The sequence below is a fragment of the Galbibacter mesophilus genome (assembly GCF_023721415.1).
Lineage (GTDB): Bacteria > Bacteroidota > Bacteroidia > Flavobacteriales > Flavobacteriaceae > Galbibacter > Galbibacter mesophilus.
Map to the genome: position 1 here is coordinate 145,397 of NZ_JAMQVC010000002.1, position 16,287 is coordinate 161,683.

Consider the following 16,287-nt stretch of genomic DNA (forward strand, 5'->3'; position numbering starts at 1 on the left):
GCAAAAAAAAGGACTGCCCATTTGGACAGTCCTAAATTATAAATCTTTAAATAGGAGTGATTATTCCTGAATGCCCACCATTTCCATATCGAAAATAAGGTTAGTGTTTGGTGCTATAGGTCCGTAACCAGCTTCTCCATAAGCCAAGTAAGAAGGAATGAATAAACGTACCTTATCTCCCACTTTCATCATCATTAGGCCTTCTTTAAAGCCTGGGATAATAGTGGCGTCTGGACTAATTGGCATTGGAGCCGGTTGATACATTCCTCTATCGCGTTTCCCCGGATTTACATTCCCAAATTTTTCAGCAATTTCCATGGAGCTGGTATCAAAAATATTACCGTCTTCAAAATACCCTGTATATTCTACCAAAGCAGTTTGTCCCACTTTTGGTTTTTCACCATCACCTTCTTCCAACATAATATATTGCAATCCAGAATCGGTAGTTTCCGCTTTTTGCTTTTGAGCTTCAAATTCTTCAGCAGTTTCCTTTTTCAAGTTAACAAGTGCTTTTTGAGATTCTGCCTCTTCAGCAAAATAACCTGCAAAAACTTTAGCGGCATCAAATTGCTTCGCTTCTTTACCGTTTCTAATAATTTGTACGTGCTTAATAAGTACGTCTTCTACAGGTTTGTCTCTAGACATAGGGTCTTGAGAGGTTTCTACATTGGCAATAGAATCTACTACTTCCAATCCCTTTACTACTTCCCCAAAAACCGTGTGCTTGTTGTTAAGGAAAGGAGTTTCTTTATGTGTAATAAAAAACTGACTTCCATTGGTTTTAGGGCCCGCATTGGCCATGGAAAGAATTCCTTTTTTGTCGTGCTTAAGAGAATCTACAAATTCATCTTTAAATTTATAGCCAGGATTTCCGCTGCCCGTACCAGTAGGGTCTCCCCCTTGAATCATAAAATCTTTAATCACTCGGTGAAAGCTAACGCCATCGTAATATGGTTTCCCTTTTAAAGAATCTACCACATAGGTATTGGTGCCTTCCGCCAAGCTCACAAAATTCGCTACTGTAACAGGCGTTTGTTTGTAAAAAAGTTCAACAACAATATCTCCTTTAGTCGTTTGAATATCAGCAAACATTCCATCTCCTAAATCAGAATATTTTGAGCTGGAGCAAGAAGAAAGTACTGCCGCTAGGATAAAAATGAAACTTAATTTTTTCATTGAATAGAAATTTAAAATGATTATTTTAATTATTTGAAAGGCTGTCGGACGATTTTTCTACTATATCCAACAGCGTAATAGTGCTTATAATAGGTTGATTAGTGCCAATTTTATAATCATCGCCATGGTAACCGTATGCCAGTGATGAAGGGAAAAGAAACGTAGCTTTTTCCCCCTTTCTTATAAGTTTTACAGCCGTGCGAAGCCCTGGAAAGTAATCTTCCTTGTCAACTTTAAAATCGACTATGCCCACTTCTGTATTGGAGTAAATGGTGTCGTTTTGTAAAGTGCGTATATCATAGTTTATTTTAACCACATCACCTTCTTTGGGAAGATATGATTGCGTAGAATCTTGCGTATTGAAATAATACCAGTAGCCATTGGAAGATGCCAAGTACGTATGCAATGAATCATTTTTAATGATGCTGTCTATAAGGGCTTCTTCATAATGAAGTAAGCCTTTATTCCGCTCAATGGATTCTCTCATAAACGAACCGGACTTTACATTTACCGGCCTGCGTGCCTCTGGTTGTTTGCAGGCAACCACAAGCAATGCAAAAACGAATAGGGGCAAGTAGGTTTTTATCATTGTAGTTGAGATTTGTAATCTTTTAATAATGCTTCAAAGCGCTGGGTGGTTTCTTCCATGGAAAGCGTACTTCTACCGCCTGCAGCATTGGTATGTCCGCCACCATTAAAATGTGCTCTTGAAAACTCATTTACTGAAAAATCGCCTTTAGAGCGCAAAGAAATTTTAATTAAATCCTCTTGGACACTTTCAATAAATATAGCCGCAAATTTAATACCTTTTAAAGAAAGGCCATAGTTAACAAAACCTTCGGTATCTCCTTTTTTATAGTTGAATTGTTGCAATTCTTCCCGGGATAGGGTTATGTAAACTGTATTGTATTCTGGTAAGGCAACCAAATTCTTAAGTGCGCAGCCCAACAGATGCAGTTTATCTATGGAATTGGTGTCTAAAATAGCATTGTGAATGTTCGCATTTTCCGCACCTTTATCAATTAAATTGGCAATTACCCTGTGCGTACTACTTGTGGTAGATGGAAAACGGAAAGACCCTGTGTCGGTCATAATACCCGTGTACAAACACGTCGCTATATCCTTGTTGATTTTATCGGTATCGCCCATGAAATCTATAAAATTGTAAATCATTTCACAGGTGCTGCTCATGGAAGTATCAGAATACATAAAACGGGCATAATCCGCCGGTGCTTGATGATGATCAATCATTACGTAGTCGCCTTGAAAGTTTTTTAATGCAGGTTCCATTTCATCTATTCTAGATAAAGCATTAAAGTCCAATGTAAAAACAAGCTCAGCTTTTTCTAAAATTGCGTTGCAGCTATCAGTTTGGTATTCAAACTTTAAAATTCGTTCTTCCCCAGGCATCCATTTTAAAAATTCTGGATACTCATTGGGCGCAATAATAGCAATATCGTGCTTGTATTGGTTTAAATAGTGGAAAAGACCTAAACAAGAGCCAATGGCATCTCCATCGGGGTTTTTGTGTGGAATAATCACTATTTTTTTAGGGGTTTCCAGTACCGTTTTTAACGCTTTTATCTGCTTTTCTTCCATGGGTGGCTAATATACAATTTAATAATAGAAAACTTAAAAAAGGAATAGTACATTTGTGCCGCTAAACTTTTACCACTATGCGCTTTTTAATTTGGCTGAATCTATTCGTTTTTCTTTGCTTCGGATGTAAATCCGTCCCATCGGAAACCTATGCGTTGCAAGAAGATGAATTTGTAATAGCTTTTGGCTCCTGTAACCGTCAAGATGAAAAGAATGTGCTGTGGGATGATGTTTTGCTGCATCAACCTGCGGTTTGGATTTGGGGAGGCGACAATATTTATTCCGATACGGCCGATTATAGGGAAATGCGGAAGGATTACGAAGAGCAACGCTATCAAGATGGGTATAAACAGATAACCGAAACGATGGATGTTATTGGTACTTGGGACGACCATGATTACGGACTGAACGACGGCGGGGCAGAATGGGCCATGAAAGAAAATGCGCAGGAACTCTTTTTAAATTTTATGAATGTGCCCAAAAACGATCCAAGAAGAAGGAGGGAAGGGGTTTATCATTCAAAAACGTACCACACGGAACAAGGCAGCATAAAAGTTATTCTATTGGATACGCGCTATTTTAGATCGCCACTTACCAAAAACCTGGGGGAAGATGGAAAACGTTTTATGCCAAATCCACAGGGTATTGGTACTATCTTGGGCGAAAAGCAATGGCAATGGTTGGAAAAGGAACTTAATAATTCCACTGCAACCTTCAACATTATAATGAGCAGCGTTCAGGTGCTTTCCAACAAGCATGGTTTTGAAACGTGGGGGAATTTCCCAAGCGAAGTGGAAAAATTGTTCTCCTTGATTAAAAGTAGCCAAGCGCAGCGTGTAATTTTACTTTCGGGTGATCGGCATATTTCAGAATTCTCAGAAATAAATATTCCCGATTTGGGCTATCCTCTAATCGATTTTACCTCTAGCGGACTCACACATACCTATGAAGCCTATTCCGGCGAAGAAAACCCTTACCGAATAGGACAAGTGATTACGCAAAAAAGCTTTGGTGTTTTAAGGCTGAATATGAAAAACCATCACGTAAAAATGCAAATGATTGGTGATGGGAATAATATTTTAAATGAATTGGAGCAGGGATATTAATTGTTAATTGCTTAGCGGTAAAAACCACATTTATTATTTCATTAATGCCAAATTAATCCAAAAACCCTTACTTTTGCCGAAAATTTAAAGGACTTGGCCTTTATAAGCTGAGCAATATTTTGAAAAACAACACGATACGTGTAAAATTTTGATTAAAAAGTAAAATGGCAACAAACAGAACATTTACCATGATTAAGCCGGATGCTGTTGAAAACGGACACATCGGTGCTATTCTTGAAAAAATAAACGCTTCAGGTTTTAAAATCGTAGCGATGAAGTACACTCAATTGAGCAAGCGTGATGCAGAAGCTTTTTATGCCGTGCATAGTGAGCGTCCTTTCTTTGGTGAGTTGGTAGAATTTATGACGCGCGGTCCAATCGTAGCGGCTATCTTGGAAAAAGACAATGCCGTTGAAGATTTTAGAACTCTAATCGGGGCTACAAATCCAGATGAAGCAGCTGAAGGAACCATCCGTAAATTGTACGCTACTTCTATTGGGGAAAATGCAGTACACGGTTCAGATAGCGATGAGAATGCGGCTATAGAAGGTGCTTTTCACTTTGCAGGAAGAGAAATATACTAAGAAATTAGAATTCTATTTTTAGAAGCCTCACTTGAAAAAGTGGGGCTTTTATTTTATACCGTTTGCGCTTATAGTTTACCGTAAGACAATTTTATTTACTACCTCCTTTCCCAATTCTTCATTGAGCATTTTTACAATTTTTTCTTTTCCGTAGCTCAATTCCTGTCTTAAAACGGAAGAAGATAATGAAACATATAGCGTATCACCTTTCAGAACTACTTGAGTGGTATAATTGTTTACGCCGTTACCCATTAAGTTTTCCCAAGCATTTCGTACATCCACTTTGTCCATGCCTTTTTCAAGCTTGTTTTCAGAAACAAACTCTTTTAAAACGTCACTTAAGGACATGTATTCGTTACGTCTTTTCGCCATTACTTTACAGAAAATTTCTCAAATCGTTTGTAGTAATATTCTTTATCTTGATCATTCTTAACGCCAAATTTACCCTTGGTCAATAAAATGATTTCCTCTTTTCGGGTATTCCCTTCATTATTATAATAAATAAAAAGTTTCCCGCCCTCTTTTTTTATACTGAAGTTTTCAAATTCTTCTAAGTTCACAAACCTTCCATCAAATTTAGGCATCACCTTTTGTCGGATTCCTGTAGAGTCAGTTTCTAGAGAAAAATGATCTATAACCGTATTTATCTTGTAGGTTTTTGTTTCTTCGGATGGGAAAGTAACTTTCTCTATTTCCCAATAACCGTTGAGGTTTGAAATATCTTCAACGGGTTGCCGATTACAGCTGATGAAAATGATGCTAAAAAGAAGTAACAAATGTAGTTTCAAGGTCTTGTGTTTTGTGCTTCCGCAAAGGTACTTAAAAGATACGTTCGGTCTGCGTAATACCTAATGTATTTAGTCTAACAATGTAAAGGATTTTCATCCATTTCAAGGAGTTCTTTTTTAAGGATTGTCTATATTTAACCCTTCAAATAAAGCATCCATCTTAAAGAATTTTATGTTTCAAAAAATCTTACTATCCCTTTTCAGTCTTACCTTTTTTACTTGTAAAATTGACTTTAAACCTGCACATGAAAACACATATTTCGTTTCTCAGCTAGACTCCGTAAAACTTACCGTTCCCCAGCAGGTGTCTTCCTATTACAAGGACGTGGATTTTGCCAAAACGGGAGTTGATTTATATGACGACTTAGCAGTGACTACCATTGCCAAGCACACCAATATACTTTCATACAGTAAGAGACATACATATTTATATAAAATAGATGCTGACCCATCCCAAAAAGACAGTGTAGTTTTAATGTATTCTGGTGAAAAAAGATTTTGGAAAGAGTATGTTTCTGGTAACAACCCTTATCCCAAACAAACCTTTAATACCGAACATGTATATCCGCAGTCGTTTATCGAGAACACTGCCAAAGGGGATTTACATCATCTAAGAGTTTGTGACGAACGAACCAACACACGAAGGAGTAATAATCCTTTTGTGGAAGGAAAAGGAAAATACCGATTAAAGTATAAAAGTTGGTACCCTGGCGATGAATGGAAAGGCGATGTGGCACGAATGGTTATGTACCTAAATTTGCGTTACGCAGAGTCTTTTAAAGATGTTGGAAGCTTACAATTATTTCTGAAATGGAATGCAGAAGACCCTGTTTCTGAATTTGAAAAGCAACGTAATGAACTAATTTATGAAGTTCAGGGCAACCGAAATCCTTTTATAGACAACCCCTTTTTGGCGACTTTAATTTGGAACGGACCCGCAGCAGAGAATAGGTGGTGATTCTTTTTTCTTTGCAAGGAATATCTATAAAACACTATCTTTAGCGAGTATTAACCACCAATAAAATGAAAAATTACTTTTTTTTACTGCTCATGTTTACGTTTTTAAAGTCTCACTCCCAAGAAAATGCTGTAAAGTTTGCCAATTTTGAGAAATATGCTGTCGAAAACAAAGCATTAAACTCCCCGAAACCCGATGAAAACAGGGTGGTTTTTTATGGAAATTCTATTACGGAAGGGTGGAAAGATATGCATCCCTATTTTTTTGAGGAGAATCCGTATATCGATCGTGGGATAAGCGGACAAACAACGTCGCAGATGTTACTTCGTTTTCGCAAGGATGTAATTGAATTAGAGCCGAAAGCCGTGGTTTTTCTAGCCGGAATTAACGATATTGCCGAGAATACGGGTCCGATTGCCATCGAGGATGTTTTTGGGAATATTATTTCCATGGTTGAGTTGGCGCAAGCCAACCAAATTATTCCCATTGTTTGTTCCACATTGCCGGCAAACCATTTCCCTTGGCGGGAGCGTATCAAACCGGCAGATAAAGTAATCGAATTAAATGAATTGCTTAAAGATTACTGTAAAAAGAACAATGTAACCTATGTGGATTACTACAGCGCGATGGTAAATAAAGAAAAAGGCTTGAGTAAGGAATTGGCTCACGACGGTGTGCATCCAACTTCCGAAGGTTATAAAATAATGGAGCCTATAATCCAAAAAGCTATAAACACTGCAGTAAAATAATTTTAACTGAAGAATATTAGCAAAGGCGGGCTGAAAAGTTCATTTTACATTAACTCAAATTCAGGTATTTTGAATTGAAATTTAGACTGGAAAATAAGAAGTAATTGCTTAAATTTGCGCTTTATTTTAAACAAAAAGTCTGCAATAGCTAGGCGCAAATATATCAACGTATGATCCTTTTCTTCGGAAACCCAGAAAACAAGGTCTTTGCCGTTCAAACGAACGATGAAATTTCAAACGAAAACATTGCAAAACTTTCATGGTTGTTTGGCGACCAACCAAAAATAGAAGCAGCGTTCATTGACGCTTTTTTTGTTGGTCCGAGAGCAGCGATGATTACCCCGTGGAGTACCAATGCGGTAGAAATTACGCAGAATATGTGTATTCCTGGAATAATTAGGATTGAAGAATTTTACGCTTCATCTTCAGAAGCAAAAGATTTCGACCCGATGTTGAGTCAGAAGTATCCAAAATTGGATCAGGATATTTTTACTATTGATATTCAGCCAGAGGGAATTAAGGAAATAGAAGATATAGCCACATTCAATCAACAGGAAGGATTGGCATTAAATGAAGAGGAAGTTGCGTATTTAAATGAACTTTCGGAAAAATTGGGCAGAAAATTAACCGATTCTGAAGTTTTTGGATTCTCTCAAGTAAACTCAGAACATTGTCGCCACAAAATCTTCAACGGAACTTTTGTAATCGACGGGGAAGAAAAGCCGATGTCTTTGTTTAAAATGATCAGAAAGACTTCCGAAGAAAATCCAAACAGCATTGTTTCAGCCTATAAAGATAATGTTGCTTTCCTAAAAGGACCAAAAGCGGTTCAGTTTGCACCAAAAACAGCTGACAAACCCGATTTTTATCAAGAGAAAGATTTTAACTCGGTACTTTCCTTAAAAGCAGAAACCCATAACTTCCCGACAACAGTAGAGCCTTTTAATGGTGCTGCAACGGGTTCTGGGGGAGAGATTCGCGACCGTTTAGCGGGAGGAAAAGGTTCGTTGCCATTGGCGGGAACAGCAGTTTATATGACATCGTATTCCCGACTGGAAGAAAACCGTCCTTGGGAAAAAACAATGGAGCAGCGTAAATGGTTGTACCAAACGCCTATAGATATTTTGATTAAGGCGTCTAACGGGGCATCCGATTTTGGAAATAAATTCGGTCAACCGCTTATCGCTGGTTCGGTGCTTACTTTTGAACATGAAGAAGAAGCTAGGAAATTAGGTTTTGATAAGGTGATTATGTTGGCCGGCGGAATTGGCTACGGAAAACAAGAACAAGCATTAAAAGATACGCCCAAAGCAAGTGATAAAATTGTTGTTTTAGGGGGAGAAAATTATAGAATTGGAATGGGTGGTGCTGCCGTTTCCTCTGCTGATACAGGAGAATTTAGCAGTGGTATTGAGCTTAATGCCGTACAACGTTCCAACCCAGAAATGCAAAAAAGAGTTGCCAATGCGGTGAGGGGAATGGTAGAAAGCGATGAAAATGAAATCGTTTCCATTCATGATCACGGCGCGGGCGGACACTTAAACTGTCTTTCTGAATTGGTGGAAGACACTGGAGGTAAAATCGATTTGGATAAATTACCGGTTGGTGATCCAACACTTTCTGCAAAAGAAATTATCGGTAATGAGAGTCAGGAACGTATGGGCTTGGTAATTGGTAAGGAACATACGGAAAAATTGCGAAGAATTGCCGAGCGTGAGCGTTCGCCAATGTATGAAGTAGGAGAAGTAACGGGAGACGATGTCTTCTGTTTTGAATCGGGAACCAAAGGGGATAAACCTATGGACTTGGCTTTGGAGGATATGTTTGGTAGTTCTCCTAAAACCATTATGAACGACAAAACCATTACTAGAAATTATAAAAACAAATCGTACAGTATTGATCAAGTTTACAACTATTTGGAGCAAGTATTGCAGTTGGAAGCTGTGGCTTGTAAAGATTGGTTGACCAATAAAGTAGATCGATGTGTTGGCGGACGCGTTGCAAAACAGCAATGTGCTGGTCCTTTACAATTACCATTGAACAATTGTGGGGTAATGGCGCTCGACTTTAAAGGAAAAGAGGGTATTGCCACTTCTATTGGACATTCTCCCGTTTCTGCTTTGGTAGATCCTGTTGCGGGAAGTAGAAATTCTATTGCAGAGTCACTTACAAACATAGTTTGGGCGCCGTTGGAAGACGGACTTAAATCGGTGTCGCTTTCTGCAAACTGGATGTGGCCTTGTAAAAATGAAGGTGAAGATGCGCGTTTGTATGAAGCAGTGAAAGGATGTTCGGAATTTGCGATTGAATTAGGTATCAATATTCCTACTGGAAAAGACTCCCTTTCCATGAAGCAAAAATATCCAAATGAGGAAGTGATTTCCCCAGGAACGGTTATTATTTCTGCGGGAGCGCATTGTAGCGATATTAATAAAGTTGTGGAGCCTGTTTTACAAAGAAATGGAGGAAGTATTTACTACATCAACTTTTCAGAGGATAAACTGAAATTGGGCGGTTCTTCATTCGGACAAATATTGAATGTTATAGGAAGCGAAGTTCCAACCGTAAAAAGTGCGGAAAACTTTAAAAATACCTTTAATACTGTTCAGAAATTAATAAAAGAGAACCAAATTATCGCTGGTCATGATGTTGCTAGCGGCGGATTTATTACAACTTTGTTGGAAATGTGTTTTGCTGATTTGAATATCGGTGCGCAATTGGATTTATCCGGTTTAGAGGAAACAGATTCGGTTAAAGTTCTTTTCAATGAAAATGCAGGAATTGTTTTTCAAGCGAAAGAAGATTCAACGGTTGAAAAAGCCCTTTCGGAAGCAGGTGTTTCCTTCAGTAAAATAGGAAAAGTTTTAGAGGGTGACCGACTGCAAATTGTGAACAACGACGATAGTTTTTCATTTAGTGTAAGTCAGTATAGAGATGTGTGGTACAAAACATCTTTCCTGTTAGACCAAAAGCAAACTAAGAGCAATCTTGCTGAAGCACGTTATAACAATTATAAAAATCAGCCGCTAACGTATAAGTTTCCAGCTAATTTTACAGGAAAATTGCCTCAGAACGCCGAAAAACGACCAAAAGCGGCAATTATTCGCGAAAAAGGAAGTAACTCTGAGCGCGAAATGGCCAATGCAATGTACTTGGCTGGTTTTGATGTGAAAGACGTTCACATGACCGACTTGATTTCCGGTAGAGAAACTTTAGAAGATATTCAATTTGTGGGTGCTGTTGGTGGTTTCTCCAATTCTGATGTACTCGGGTCTGCTAAAGGTTGGGCAGGTGCATTTATGTACAATGATAAGGCGAACAAAGCGTTAAAGAATTTCTTTGAGAGAGAAGATACTTTGTCAATTGGTATTTGTAATGGTTGTCAGCTTTTTGTGGAGCTTGGTCTTATTAATCCAGATCATTCGAAAAAACCGAAAATGCTTCATAATGACAGTGGGAAACACGAAAGTATTTTTACTTCCGTAGAAATCCAAGCAAACAATTCGGTAATGCTTTCTTCATTGGCAGGTAGCAAATTAGGAATTTGGGTTTCCCATGGGGAAGGAAAATTTAGTTTCCCATACGAAGAAAACAAATATAATATTGTGGCTAAATATGGGTATGAAGGTTATCCTGCAAATCCGAATGGCTCTGATTTCAATACAGCTATGTTAGTTTCCGATAACGGAAGACATTTGGTGACCATGCCTCACTTTGAGCGTTCAATTTTCCAGTGGAACTGGGCTAACTATCCGGAAGGAAGAAAAGATGAAGTTTCTCCTTGGTTGGAAGCCTTTGTAAACGCCAGAAAATGGTTAGAGAAGAAATAAAAAAAATAAAAAACTTGTCTTAAGATTGGTGATTAAAAGTTTCGAAAAGCGCAGAAGTCTTTGTTAAGCTAGACAATTGAAGATTTCGAAACCAAAATTATCTTAAGAATTCAATCTTTTTTATTTATAATTCATATAAAATTAAGGAGTTGCCAACAATCAACTCCTTTTTTTATGACATCTTTTGAAAATACTCGGTAAATTTTATATTTTGCAATAATGTAACACATCAAAATACGCTATGCAAAAAGTAACCCGTTTATTTGATTTTCCACAGCATCAGTTGGAAAAATTTAATTTGGATATCGCCTTTTCAACCAAATATGGGGAAGAATGGGTGCATACATCTTCACAAGAATACGTAGATAAAGCCAATCAATTTAGTAGAGGCTTATTGCGTTTAGGAGTGCAGCCCAACGACAAAATAGCCATTATCACTCACGTAAATAAAACCGAATGGCATATTGCCGATATAGGTATTCTTCAAACGGGTGCTCAAAACGTACCTATTTATCCAACTATTTCTGCGGAAGATTACGAGTATATTTTGAATCATTCAGAAGCTTCTTACGTGATTGTTTCTGATGCGGAGATTTTAGAAAAACTAAATAGTATAAAACAGAATGTACCTTCCCTAAAAGAAGTTTATGCATTTGAAGAAATACCTGGTGCAAAAAATTGGGAGGAGATTTTTACTTTGGGTGAAGATAAAGCGAATCAAAGTGAAGTAGATGCTAGAAAAAATGCGGTAACCACAGACGATTTAGCAACGATAATTTATACATCGGGAACCACAGGAAGACCGAAAGGGGTAATGTTATCCCACAAGAATATTGTTTCCAATGTTTTGGCCAGTGAAGAGAGAGTGCCCTTGGATGCACACGATGTGGCCTTAAGCTTTTTGCCTATCTGTCATATTTTTGAACGTATGGTGGTGTATCTTTATCAGTATTGCGGAATTAAAATCTATTTTGCGGAGTCCATAGAAAAAATGGGTGATAACCTTAAAGAGGTAAAACCTCATGTAATGACGGTTGTTCCAAGACTTCTTGAAAAAGTTTATGATAAAATATATGCCAAAGGAGCGGATTTAACGGGAATTAAAAAGAAGTTGTTCTTTTGGGCTATAGAATTAGGGCATAAGTTTCAACCCTACCGTGGCAACGGCGGATGGTACGAATTTCAATTGGGTATCGCCCGAAAATTGATTTTTAGTAAGTGGCAAGAAGGTCTTGGTGGAAACCTAAAAGTAATGGTTTCTGGTAGTGCGGCGTTGCAACCTCGCTTAGGAAGGGTGTTCGGTGCAGCAGATATTCCAGTTATGGAAGGCTACGGACTCACAGAAACTTCACCAGTAATTGCCGTTAACGATCAAAAAAATAACGGTTGGAAAATAGGAACTGTTGGTAGAATGCTTCCCGGCGTTGAGGTAAAAATAGCCGAGGATGGAGAAATTCTTTGTAAAGGTCCTAATGTAATGATGGGATATTATAAAGATGAAGAAAAAACAAAAGAAGTAATGGAAGGCGGATATTTCCATACAGGAGATATCGGGGAAGTGGATGATGACGGATTCTTGAAAATTACCGATCGTAAAAAGGAAATATTCAAAACTTCAGGTGGTAAATATGTCGCTCCTCAGCTAATTGAAAATTTAATGAAGCAATCCCGTTTCATTGAACAGATTATGGTAATTGGGGAAGGCGAAAAAATGCCAGCAGCAATTATTCAACCAAATTTTGAATTTGTGGAAGCTTGGGCGAAAAGACATAACTTAGAGGTGTCTGGAGACCGTAAGAAGCTTATTTCAGATCCAAAAGTGGTAGAGCGTATTCAGGAAGAGGTAGATCATTACAACGAAAAGTTCGGTCGTTGGGAACGAGTAAAGCTTTTTGAACTTACGCCAGACGAATGGAGCGTAGAAGAAGGGCATTTAACACCAACGTTAAAGCTGAAAAGAAGAATTATTAAAGAAAAATACGCGGATTTGTACACAAAAATATACGGGTCTAAGGAATAAAATCTTTAAACTCTTGTTGCTTTAGTGATTGAAGCAAGAAGATTATGGTTTTAGTTTAGAATAGTGTTGACCTTATCCGTTATTGAAAACTCCTTATCCTGAGAATAGTACTCAAAAGCTCCGAGAACAGGAGCGTAGGAACGAAGCGACACGGAGTTTTGATTACGGTTTTTCGAAATAATGGTCGAAAAAATTCCTTGGATAAGGCGCCTTTCCTGCCTAACTGCGGTTAGCAGGCAGGTTCTTTGTTTCGTTTCTTTTGGGCGAGCAAAAGAAATGAAAGGATAATGTATAACTCTATAAATACCACATTTATCAACGCGAACAAAGGCCAGAAACAAGATCTTTTGATGGTCAATCAGATAAAGGTAAAGTAATTTCTTAACATAAAATTTTAGTAAACTCCTCATTTTTGGGGAGTTTTTTTATTACCTTAATACATAATGTGCTTTCATTTTGTCATTTAACAAATTTTAGAGTAATTTACTATGCGTGCATAATAAAATATTTGTATATTTGAGCTCACCACGATAAAAAAATGAAGGATACAACTATTGATTACGCATTAAGAGCAACATGGCAAGCTGTTGCTAAAATGTACAATGAAGAAGCTGGAAAACAAGATAGCACAATGGCTACCGGTTTTACGCTTTTAAGTATAGACCCCGAAAAAGGCTCCCCGTCTACAGCATTAGGTCCCAAAATGGGAATGGAAGGTACTAGTTTGTCTAGAACCTTAAAAAGCATGGAAGAAAAAGGATTGATTACCCGCAAGCCTAATCCAAACGATGGTAGGGGCGTTCTTATTTGTCTTACCGAGTTTGGTAAAGAAAAAAGGGAGTATTCAAAAGAAGTAGTCCTAAAGTTTAATGATACCATTCGGAAGAATGTCAAGGAAAGTGATTTAGAAGGCTTTTTTAAAGTAATCGGAGTTGTAAACGAGTTTATTTCAGAAAAGAAAATATACACAGATAACGTATCAACAAATTAATTCAATAGAGAAAAAATGAACAGAAGAATAAGGAAAGTTGCAGTAATTGGTTCCGGTATTATGGGAAGTGGCATTGCCTGCCATTTTGCCAATATTGGCGCTGAGGTTTTACTGCTCGATATTGTACCAAGAGAATTAACGGATAAAGAGAAGGCCAAAGGGCTTACACTTGAAGATAAGTCGGTACGAAATAGATTGGTTAACGATAATCTTCAGTCGGCATTGAAATCGAAACCCTCTCCAATTTACACCAAAAAATTCGCTGATCGTATTTCAACAGGAAATATGGAAGACGATATTGCGCAGATTAAAGATGTTGATTGGATTATTGAAGTAGTTGTTGAAAGATTAGATATTAAAAAGAGTGTTTTTGAACAAATTGAAAAACACCGCAAGCCTGGAACACTAATAACTTCCAATACATCTGGAATTCCTATTCAATTTATGAATGAAGGCAGAAGTCAGGATTTCCAGGAACACTTTGCTGTAACACACTTTTTCAATCCGCCTCGTTACCTAAAGCTTTTCGAAGTGGTGCCTGGACCAGATTGCAAAAAAGAAGTAGTAGATTTCTTGATGATGTACGGTGAGAAATTCCTCGGTAAAACTTCGGTTTTAGCAAAGGATACACCTGCATTTATTGGAAACCGTATCGGTATTTTTGGAATACAAAGCCTTTTCCATCAAGTGAAAGAGCTCGGAATGACGGTTGAAGAGGTCGATAAACTTACGGGACCGGTTATTGGTCGTCAAAAATCGGCCACATTTAGAACTGTAGATGTTGTTGGATTGGATACACTGGTGCACGTTGCCAATGGAATTTATGAAAATTGCCCAGAAGATGAGGCGCACGAATTATTCAAACTTCCAGATTTTATCCAAACAATGATGGATAATAAATGGTTGGGAAGTAAAAGCGGACAAGGTTTCTATAAAAAGGTAAAAGGGGACGATGGAAAAAGTGAAATTCTTTCATTGGATCTGGATACCATGGAATATACCAAAAAAGACCGTGCTAAGTTTGCAACATTAGAAGAAACCAAAACTATTGATAAAGTAGAAGATAGGTTTCCAGTTTTAGTAAATGGAAAAGACAAAGCGGGTGAATTTTATCGTAAAAATTTCGCATCACTTTTCGCTTATGTACAAAATAGAATCCCAGAAATTTCCGATGAATTATATAGAATTGATGACGCCATGAAAGCTGGTTTCGGCTGGCAACATGGTCCGTTTGAAATTTGGGATGCTGTCGGAGTAGAAAAAGGAATTGAATTAATGAAAGCTGAAGGCAAAGAACCCGCTAAATGGGTGAATGAAATGCTGGAAAGCGGAAGTAAATCTTTTTACACAGTTAAAGATGGAGCTACGTATTATTACGACATTCCTTCTAAAAAACAGGTGAAAAAGCCAGGTCAAGATGCCTTTATTATTTTAGACAATATACGTAAATCCAAAGAAGTTTGGAAAAACAGCGGTGTTGTGGTTGAAGATTTAGGAGATGGAATATTGAATGTAGAATTCCAATCTAAAATGAACACGATAGGTGGTGATGTTTTAGCGGGACTAAATAAGGCAATTGATTTAGCTGAAAAAGATTTCCAAGGTTTAGTGGTTGGTAACCAAGCACAGAATTTTTCGGTGGGAGCCAATATCGGGATGATTTTTATGATGGCAGTGGAGCAGGAATATGATGAACTGAATATGGCCATTAAGATGTTTCAAGATACAATGATGCGGATGCGTTATTCTGCTATTCCAACTATTTCTGCACCGCACGGAATGGCGCTAGGAGGAGGTTGTGAACTTTCCTTACATGCCGATAAAGTGGTTGCTGCTGCAGAAACGTATATGGGATTGGTTGAGTTTGGTGTTGGTGTGATTCCAGGTGGAGGCGGTTCTAAAGAAATGACCCTTCGTGCCGCGGACCTCTTCAGAAAGGATGACGTAGAAACTAACGTTCTACGCGAACATTTCTTAACCATTGGTATGGCGAAAGTGTCCACCTCGGCTCACGAAGCGTTTGATTTGAACTTACTTCAGAAAGGAAAAGATGTAGTTGTAGTAAATAAAGACCGCCAAATAGCGGAAGCTAAGAAGCACGCCTTGCTAATGGCAGAGGCAGGTTACACGCAACCACCTATGAGAAAGGATATTAAAGTTCTTGGGAAACAGGCTTTAGGAATGTTCTTAGTAGGAACCGATTCGATGAATGCAGGGAATTACATTTCCGATCACGATAAGAAAATTGCCAATAAATTGGCATACGTTATGGCCGGTGGTGATTTATCGGAAGCTACTCAAGTATCTGAACAGTATTTATTGGATTTAGAACGTGAGGCTTTCTTGTCTTTATGTACAGAACGAAAAACACTAGAACGTATTCAACACATGTTGAAAAACGGGAAGCCTTTACGTAATTAAAAAGTAATGAGAAATTAGTACTTAGTAATTAGATTGGATGCATAAAATTGAAGAAGTTTTAATAT

The 16,287-nt window shown here is 37.9% G+C and carries 13 protein-coding genes; 8 read left to right on the top strand and 5 right to left on the bottom strand.

The window, feature by feature from the left end; translation table 11 throughout:
• Positions 1-60: 60 nt before the first annotated feature.
• Genes NDQ75_RS07605 through NDQ75_RS07615 form a run of 3 tightly spaced genes read right to left on the bottom strand, consistent with a single transcriptional unit; the run spans position 61 to position 2,775 of the window.
• Positions 61-1,176, bottom strand: coding sequence for a peptidylprolyl isomerase (locus NDQ75_RS07605; RefSeq protein WP_202026857.1), 1,116 nt, complete (start codon positions 1,174-1,176; stop codon positions 61-63).
• A gap of 25 nt (positions 1,177-1,201) precedes the next feature.
• Positions 1,202-1,765: a gliding motility-associated peptidyl-prolyl isomerase GldI gene (gldI, locus tag NDQ75_RS07610; RefSeq protein ID WP_202026858.1), complete on the bottom strand. Its 564-nt coding sequence runs from the start codon at positions 1,763-1,765 to the stop codon at positions 1,202-1,204.
• On the bottom strand, positions 1,762-2,775 hold the full coding sequence (locus NDQ75_RS07615) for a DHH family phosphoesterase (protein ID WP_202026859.1): 1,014 nt from the start codon (positions 2,773-2,775) through the stop codon (positions 1,762-1,764). Before NDQ75_RS07615 ends, gldI begins: the two co-directional genes overlap by 4 nt.
• Positions 2,776-2,852: 77 nt before the next feature.
• Here NDQ75_RS07615 and NDQ75_RS07620 point away from each other — a divergent pair, with 77 nt between their 5' ends.
• Both NDQ75_RS07620 and NDQ75_RS07625 read left to right on the top strand, forming a co-directional pair.
• Positions 2,853-3,881: an alkaline phosphatase D family protein gene (locus NDQ75_RS07620; protein ID WP_202026861.1), complete on the top strand. Its 1,029-nt coding sequence runs from the start codon at positions 2,853-2,855 to the stop codon at positions 3,879-3,881.
• Positions 3,882-4,045: 164 nt separating this feature from the next.
• Complete coding sequence (locus NDQ75_RS07625; protein WP_202026863.1) at positions 4,046-4,465, top strand: nucleoside-diphosphate kinase; 420 nt, start codon at positions 4,046-4,048, stop codon at positions 4,463-4,465.
• Positions 4,466-4,540: 75 nt separating this feature from the next.
• Here NDQ75_RS07625 and NDQ75_RS07630 read toward each other — a convergent pair whose 3' ends face one another.
• Both NDQ75_RS07630 and NDQ75_RS07635 read right to left on the bottom strand, forming a co-directional pair.
• Positions 4,541-4,837, bottom strand: coding sequence for a DUF721 domain-containing protein (locus NDQ75_RS07630; protein ID WP_202026865.1), 297 nt, complete (start codon positions 4,835-4,837; stop codon positions 4,541-4,543).
• Positions 4,837-5,253 carry a hypothetical protein gene (locus tag NDQ75_RS07635; RefSeq protein WP_202026867.1) on the bottom strand — a complete coding sequence of 139 codons (417 nt, stop codon included), beginning with the start codon at positions 5,251-5,253 and terminating at the stop codon, positions 4,837-4,839. The genes NDQ75_RS07630 and NDQ75_RS07635 overlap by 1 nt, the downstream gene beginning before the upstream one ends.
• A gap of 172 nt (positions 5,254-5,425) precedes the next feature.
• Between NDQ75_RS07635 and NDQ75_RS07640 the strand changes: the two genes are divergently transcribed.
• From NDQ75_RS07640 to NDQ75_RS07665, 6 genes are all read left to right on the top strand, one after another.
• A complete protein-coding gene (locus NDQ75_RS07640; protein WP_202026870.1) occupies positions 5,426-6,211 on the top strand; it encodes an endonuclease I family protein in 786 nt (261 codons plus the stop codon).
• Positions 6,212-6,276: 65 nt separating this feature from the next.
• Positions 6,277-6,960, top strand: coding sequence for an SGNH/GDSL hydrolase family protein (locus tag NDQ75_RS07645; RefSeq protein WP_202026872.1), 684 nt, complete (start codon positions 6,277-6,279; stop codon positions 6,958-6,960).
• Between the two features lie 170 nt (positions 6,961-7,130).
• Entirely contained in the window at positions 7,131-10,790 is a 3,660-nt protein-coding gene (gene purL / locus NDQ75_RS07650; protein WP_202026874.1) for a phosphoribosylformylglycinamidine synthase, read from the top strand.
• Positions 10,791-11,031: 241 nt separating this feature from the next.
• The gene (locus NDQ75_RS07655; protein WP_202026876.1) at positions 11,032-12,810 is read left to right on the top strand and encodes an AMP-dependent synthetase/ligase; all 1,779 of its coding nucleotides are present in this window, start codon (positions 11,032-11,034) and stop codon (positions 12,808-12,810) included.
• A 538-nt stretch (positions 12,811-13,348) separates the two neighbouring features.
• A complete protein-coding gene (locus NDQ75_RS07660; protein ID WP_202026878.1) occupies positions 13,349-13,801 on the top strand; it encodes a MarR family winged helix-turn-helix transcriptional regulator in 453 nt (150 codons plus the stop codon).
• A 15-nt stretch (positions 13,802-13,816) separates the two neighbouring features.
• Positions 13,817-16,222, top strand: coding sequence for a 3-hydroxyacyl-CoA dehydrogenase/enoyl-CoA hydratase family protein (locus NDQ75_RS07665; RefSeq protein ID WP_202026880.1), 2,406 nt, complete (start codon positions 13,817-13,819; stop codon positions 16,220-16,222).
• Positions 16,223-16,287: the final 65 nt, after the last annotated feature.

Excerpts from the sequence above, each read along its gene's own strand:
- NDQ75_RS07605 (WP_202026857.1), bottom strand. The coding sequence starts at position 1,176 with ATGAAAAAATTAAGTTTCATTTTTATCCTAGCGGCAGTACTTTCTTCT.
- gldI (WP_202026858.1), bottom strand. The coding sequence starts at position 1,765 with ATGATAAAAACCTACTTGCCCCTATTCGTTTTTGCATTGCTTGTGGTT.
- NDQ75_RS07615 (WP_202026859.1), bottom strand. The coding sequence starts at position 2,775 with ATGGAAGAAAAGCAGATAAAAGCGTTAAAAACGGTACTGGAAACCCCT.
- NDQ75_RS07620 (WP_202026861.1), top strand. The coding sequence starts at position 2,853 with ATGCGCTTTTTAATTTGGCTGAATCTATTCGTTTTTCTTTGCTTCGGA.
- NDQ75_RS07625 (WP_202026863.1), top strand. The coding sequence starts at position 4,046 with ATGGCAACAAACAGAACATTTACCATGATTAAGCCGGATGCTGTTGAA.
- NDQ75_RS07630 (WP_202026865.1), bottom strand. The coding sequence starts at position 4,837 with ATGGCGAAAAGACGTAACGAATACATGTCCTTAAGTGACGTTTTAAAA.
- NDQ75_RS07640 (WP_202026870.1), top strand. The coding sequence starts at position 5,426 with ATGTTTCAAAAAATCTTACTATCCCTTTTCAGTCTTACCTTTTTTACT.
- NDQ75_RS07645 (WP_202026872.1), top strand. The coding sequence starts at position 6,277 with ATGAAAAATTACTTTTTTTTACTGCTCATGTTTACGTTTTTAAAGTCT.
- purL (WP_202026874.1), top strand. The coding sequence starts at position 7,131 with ATGATCCTTTTCTTCGGAAACCCAGAAAACAAGGTCTTTGCCGTTCAA.
- NDQ75_RS07655 (WP_202026876.1), top strand. The coding sequence starts at position 11,032 with ATGCAAAAAGTAACCCGTTTATTTGATTTTCCACAGCATCAGTTGGAA.
- NDQ75_RS07660 (WP_202026878.1), top strand. The coding sequence starts at position 13,349 with ATGAAGGATACAACTATTGATTACGCATTAAGAGCAACATGGCAAGCT.
- NDQ75_RS07665 (WP_202026880.1), top strand. The coding sequence starts at position 13,817 with ATGAACAGAAGAATAAGGAAAGTTGCAGTAATTGGTTCCGGTATTATG.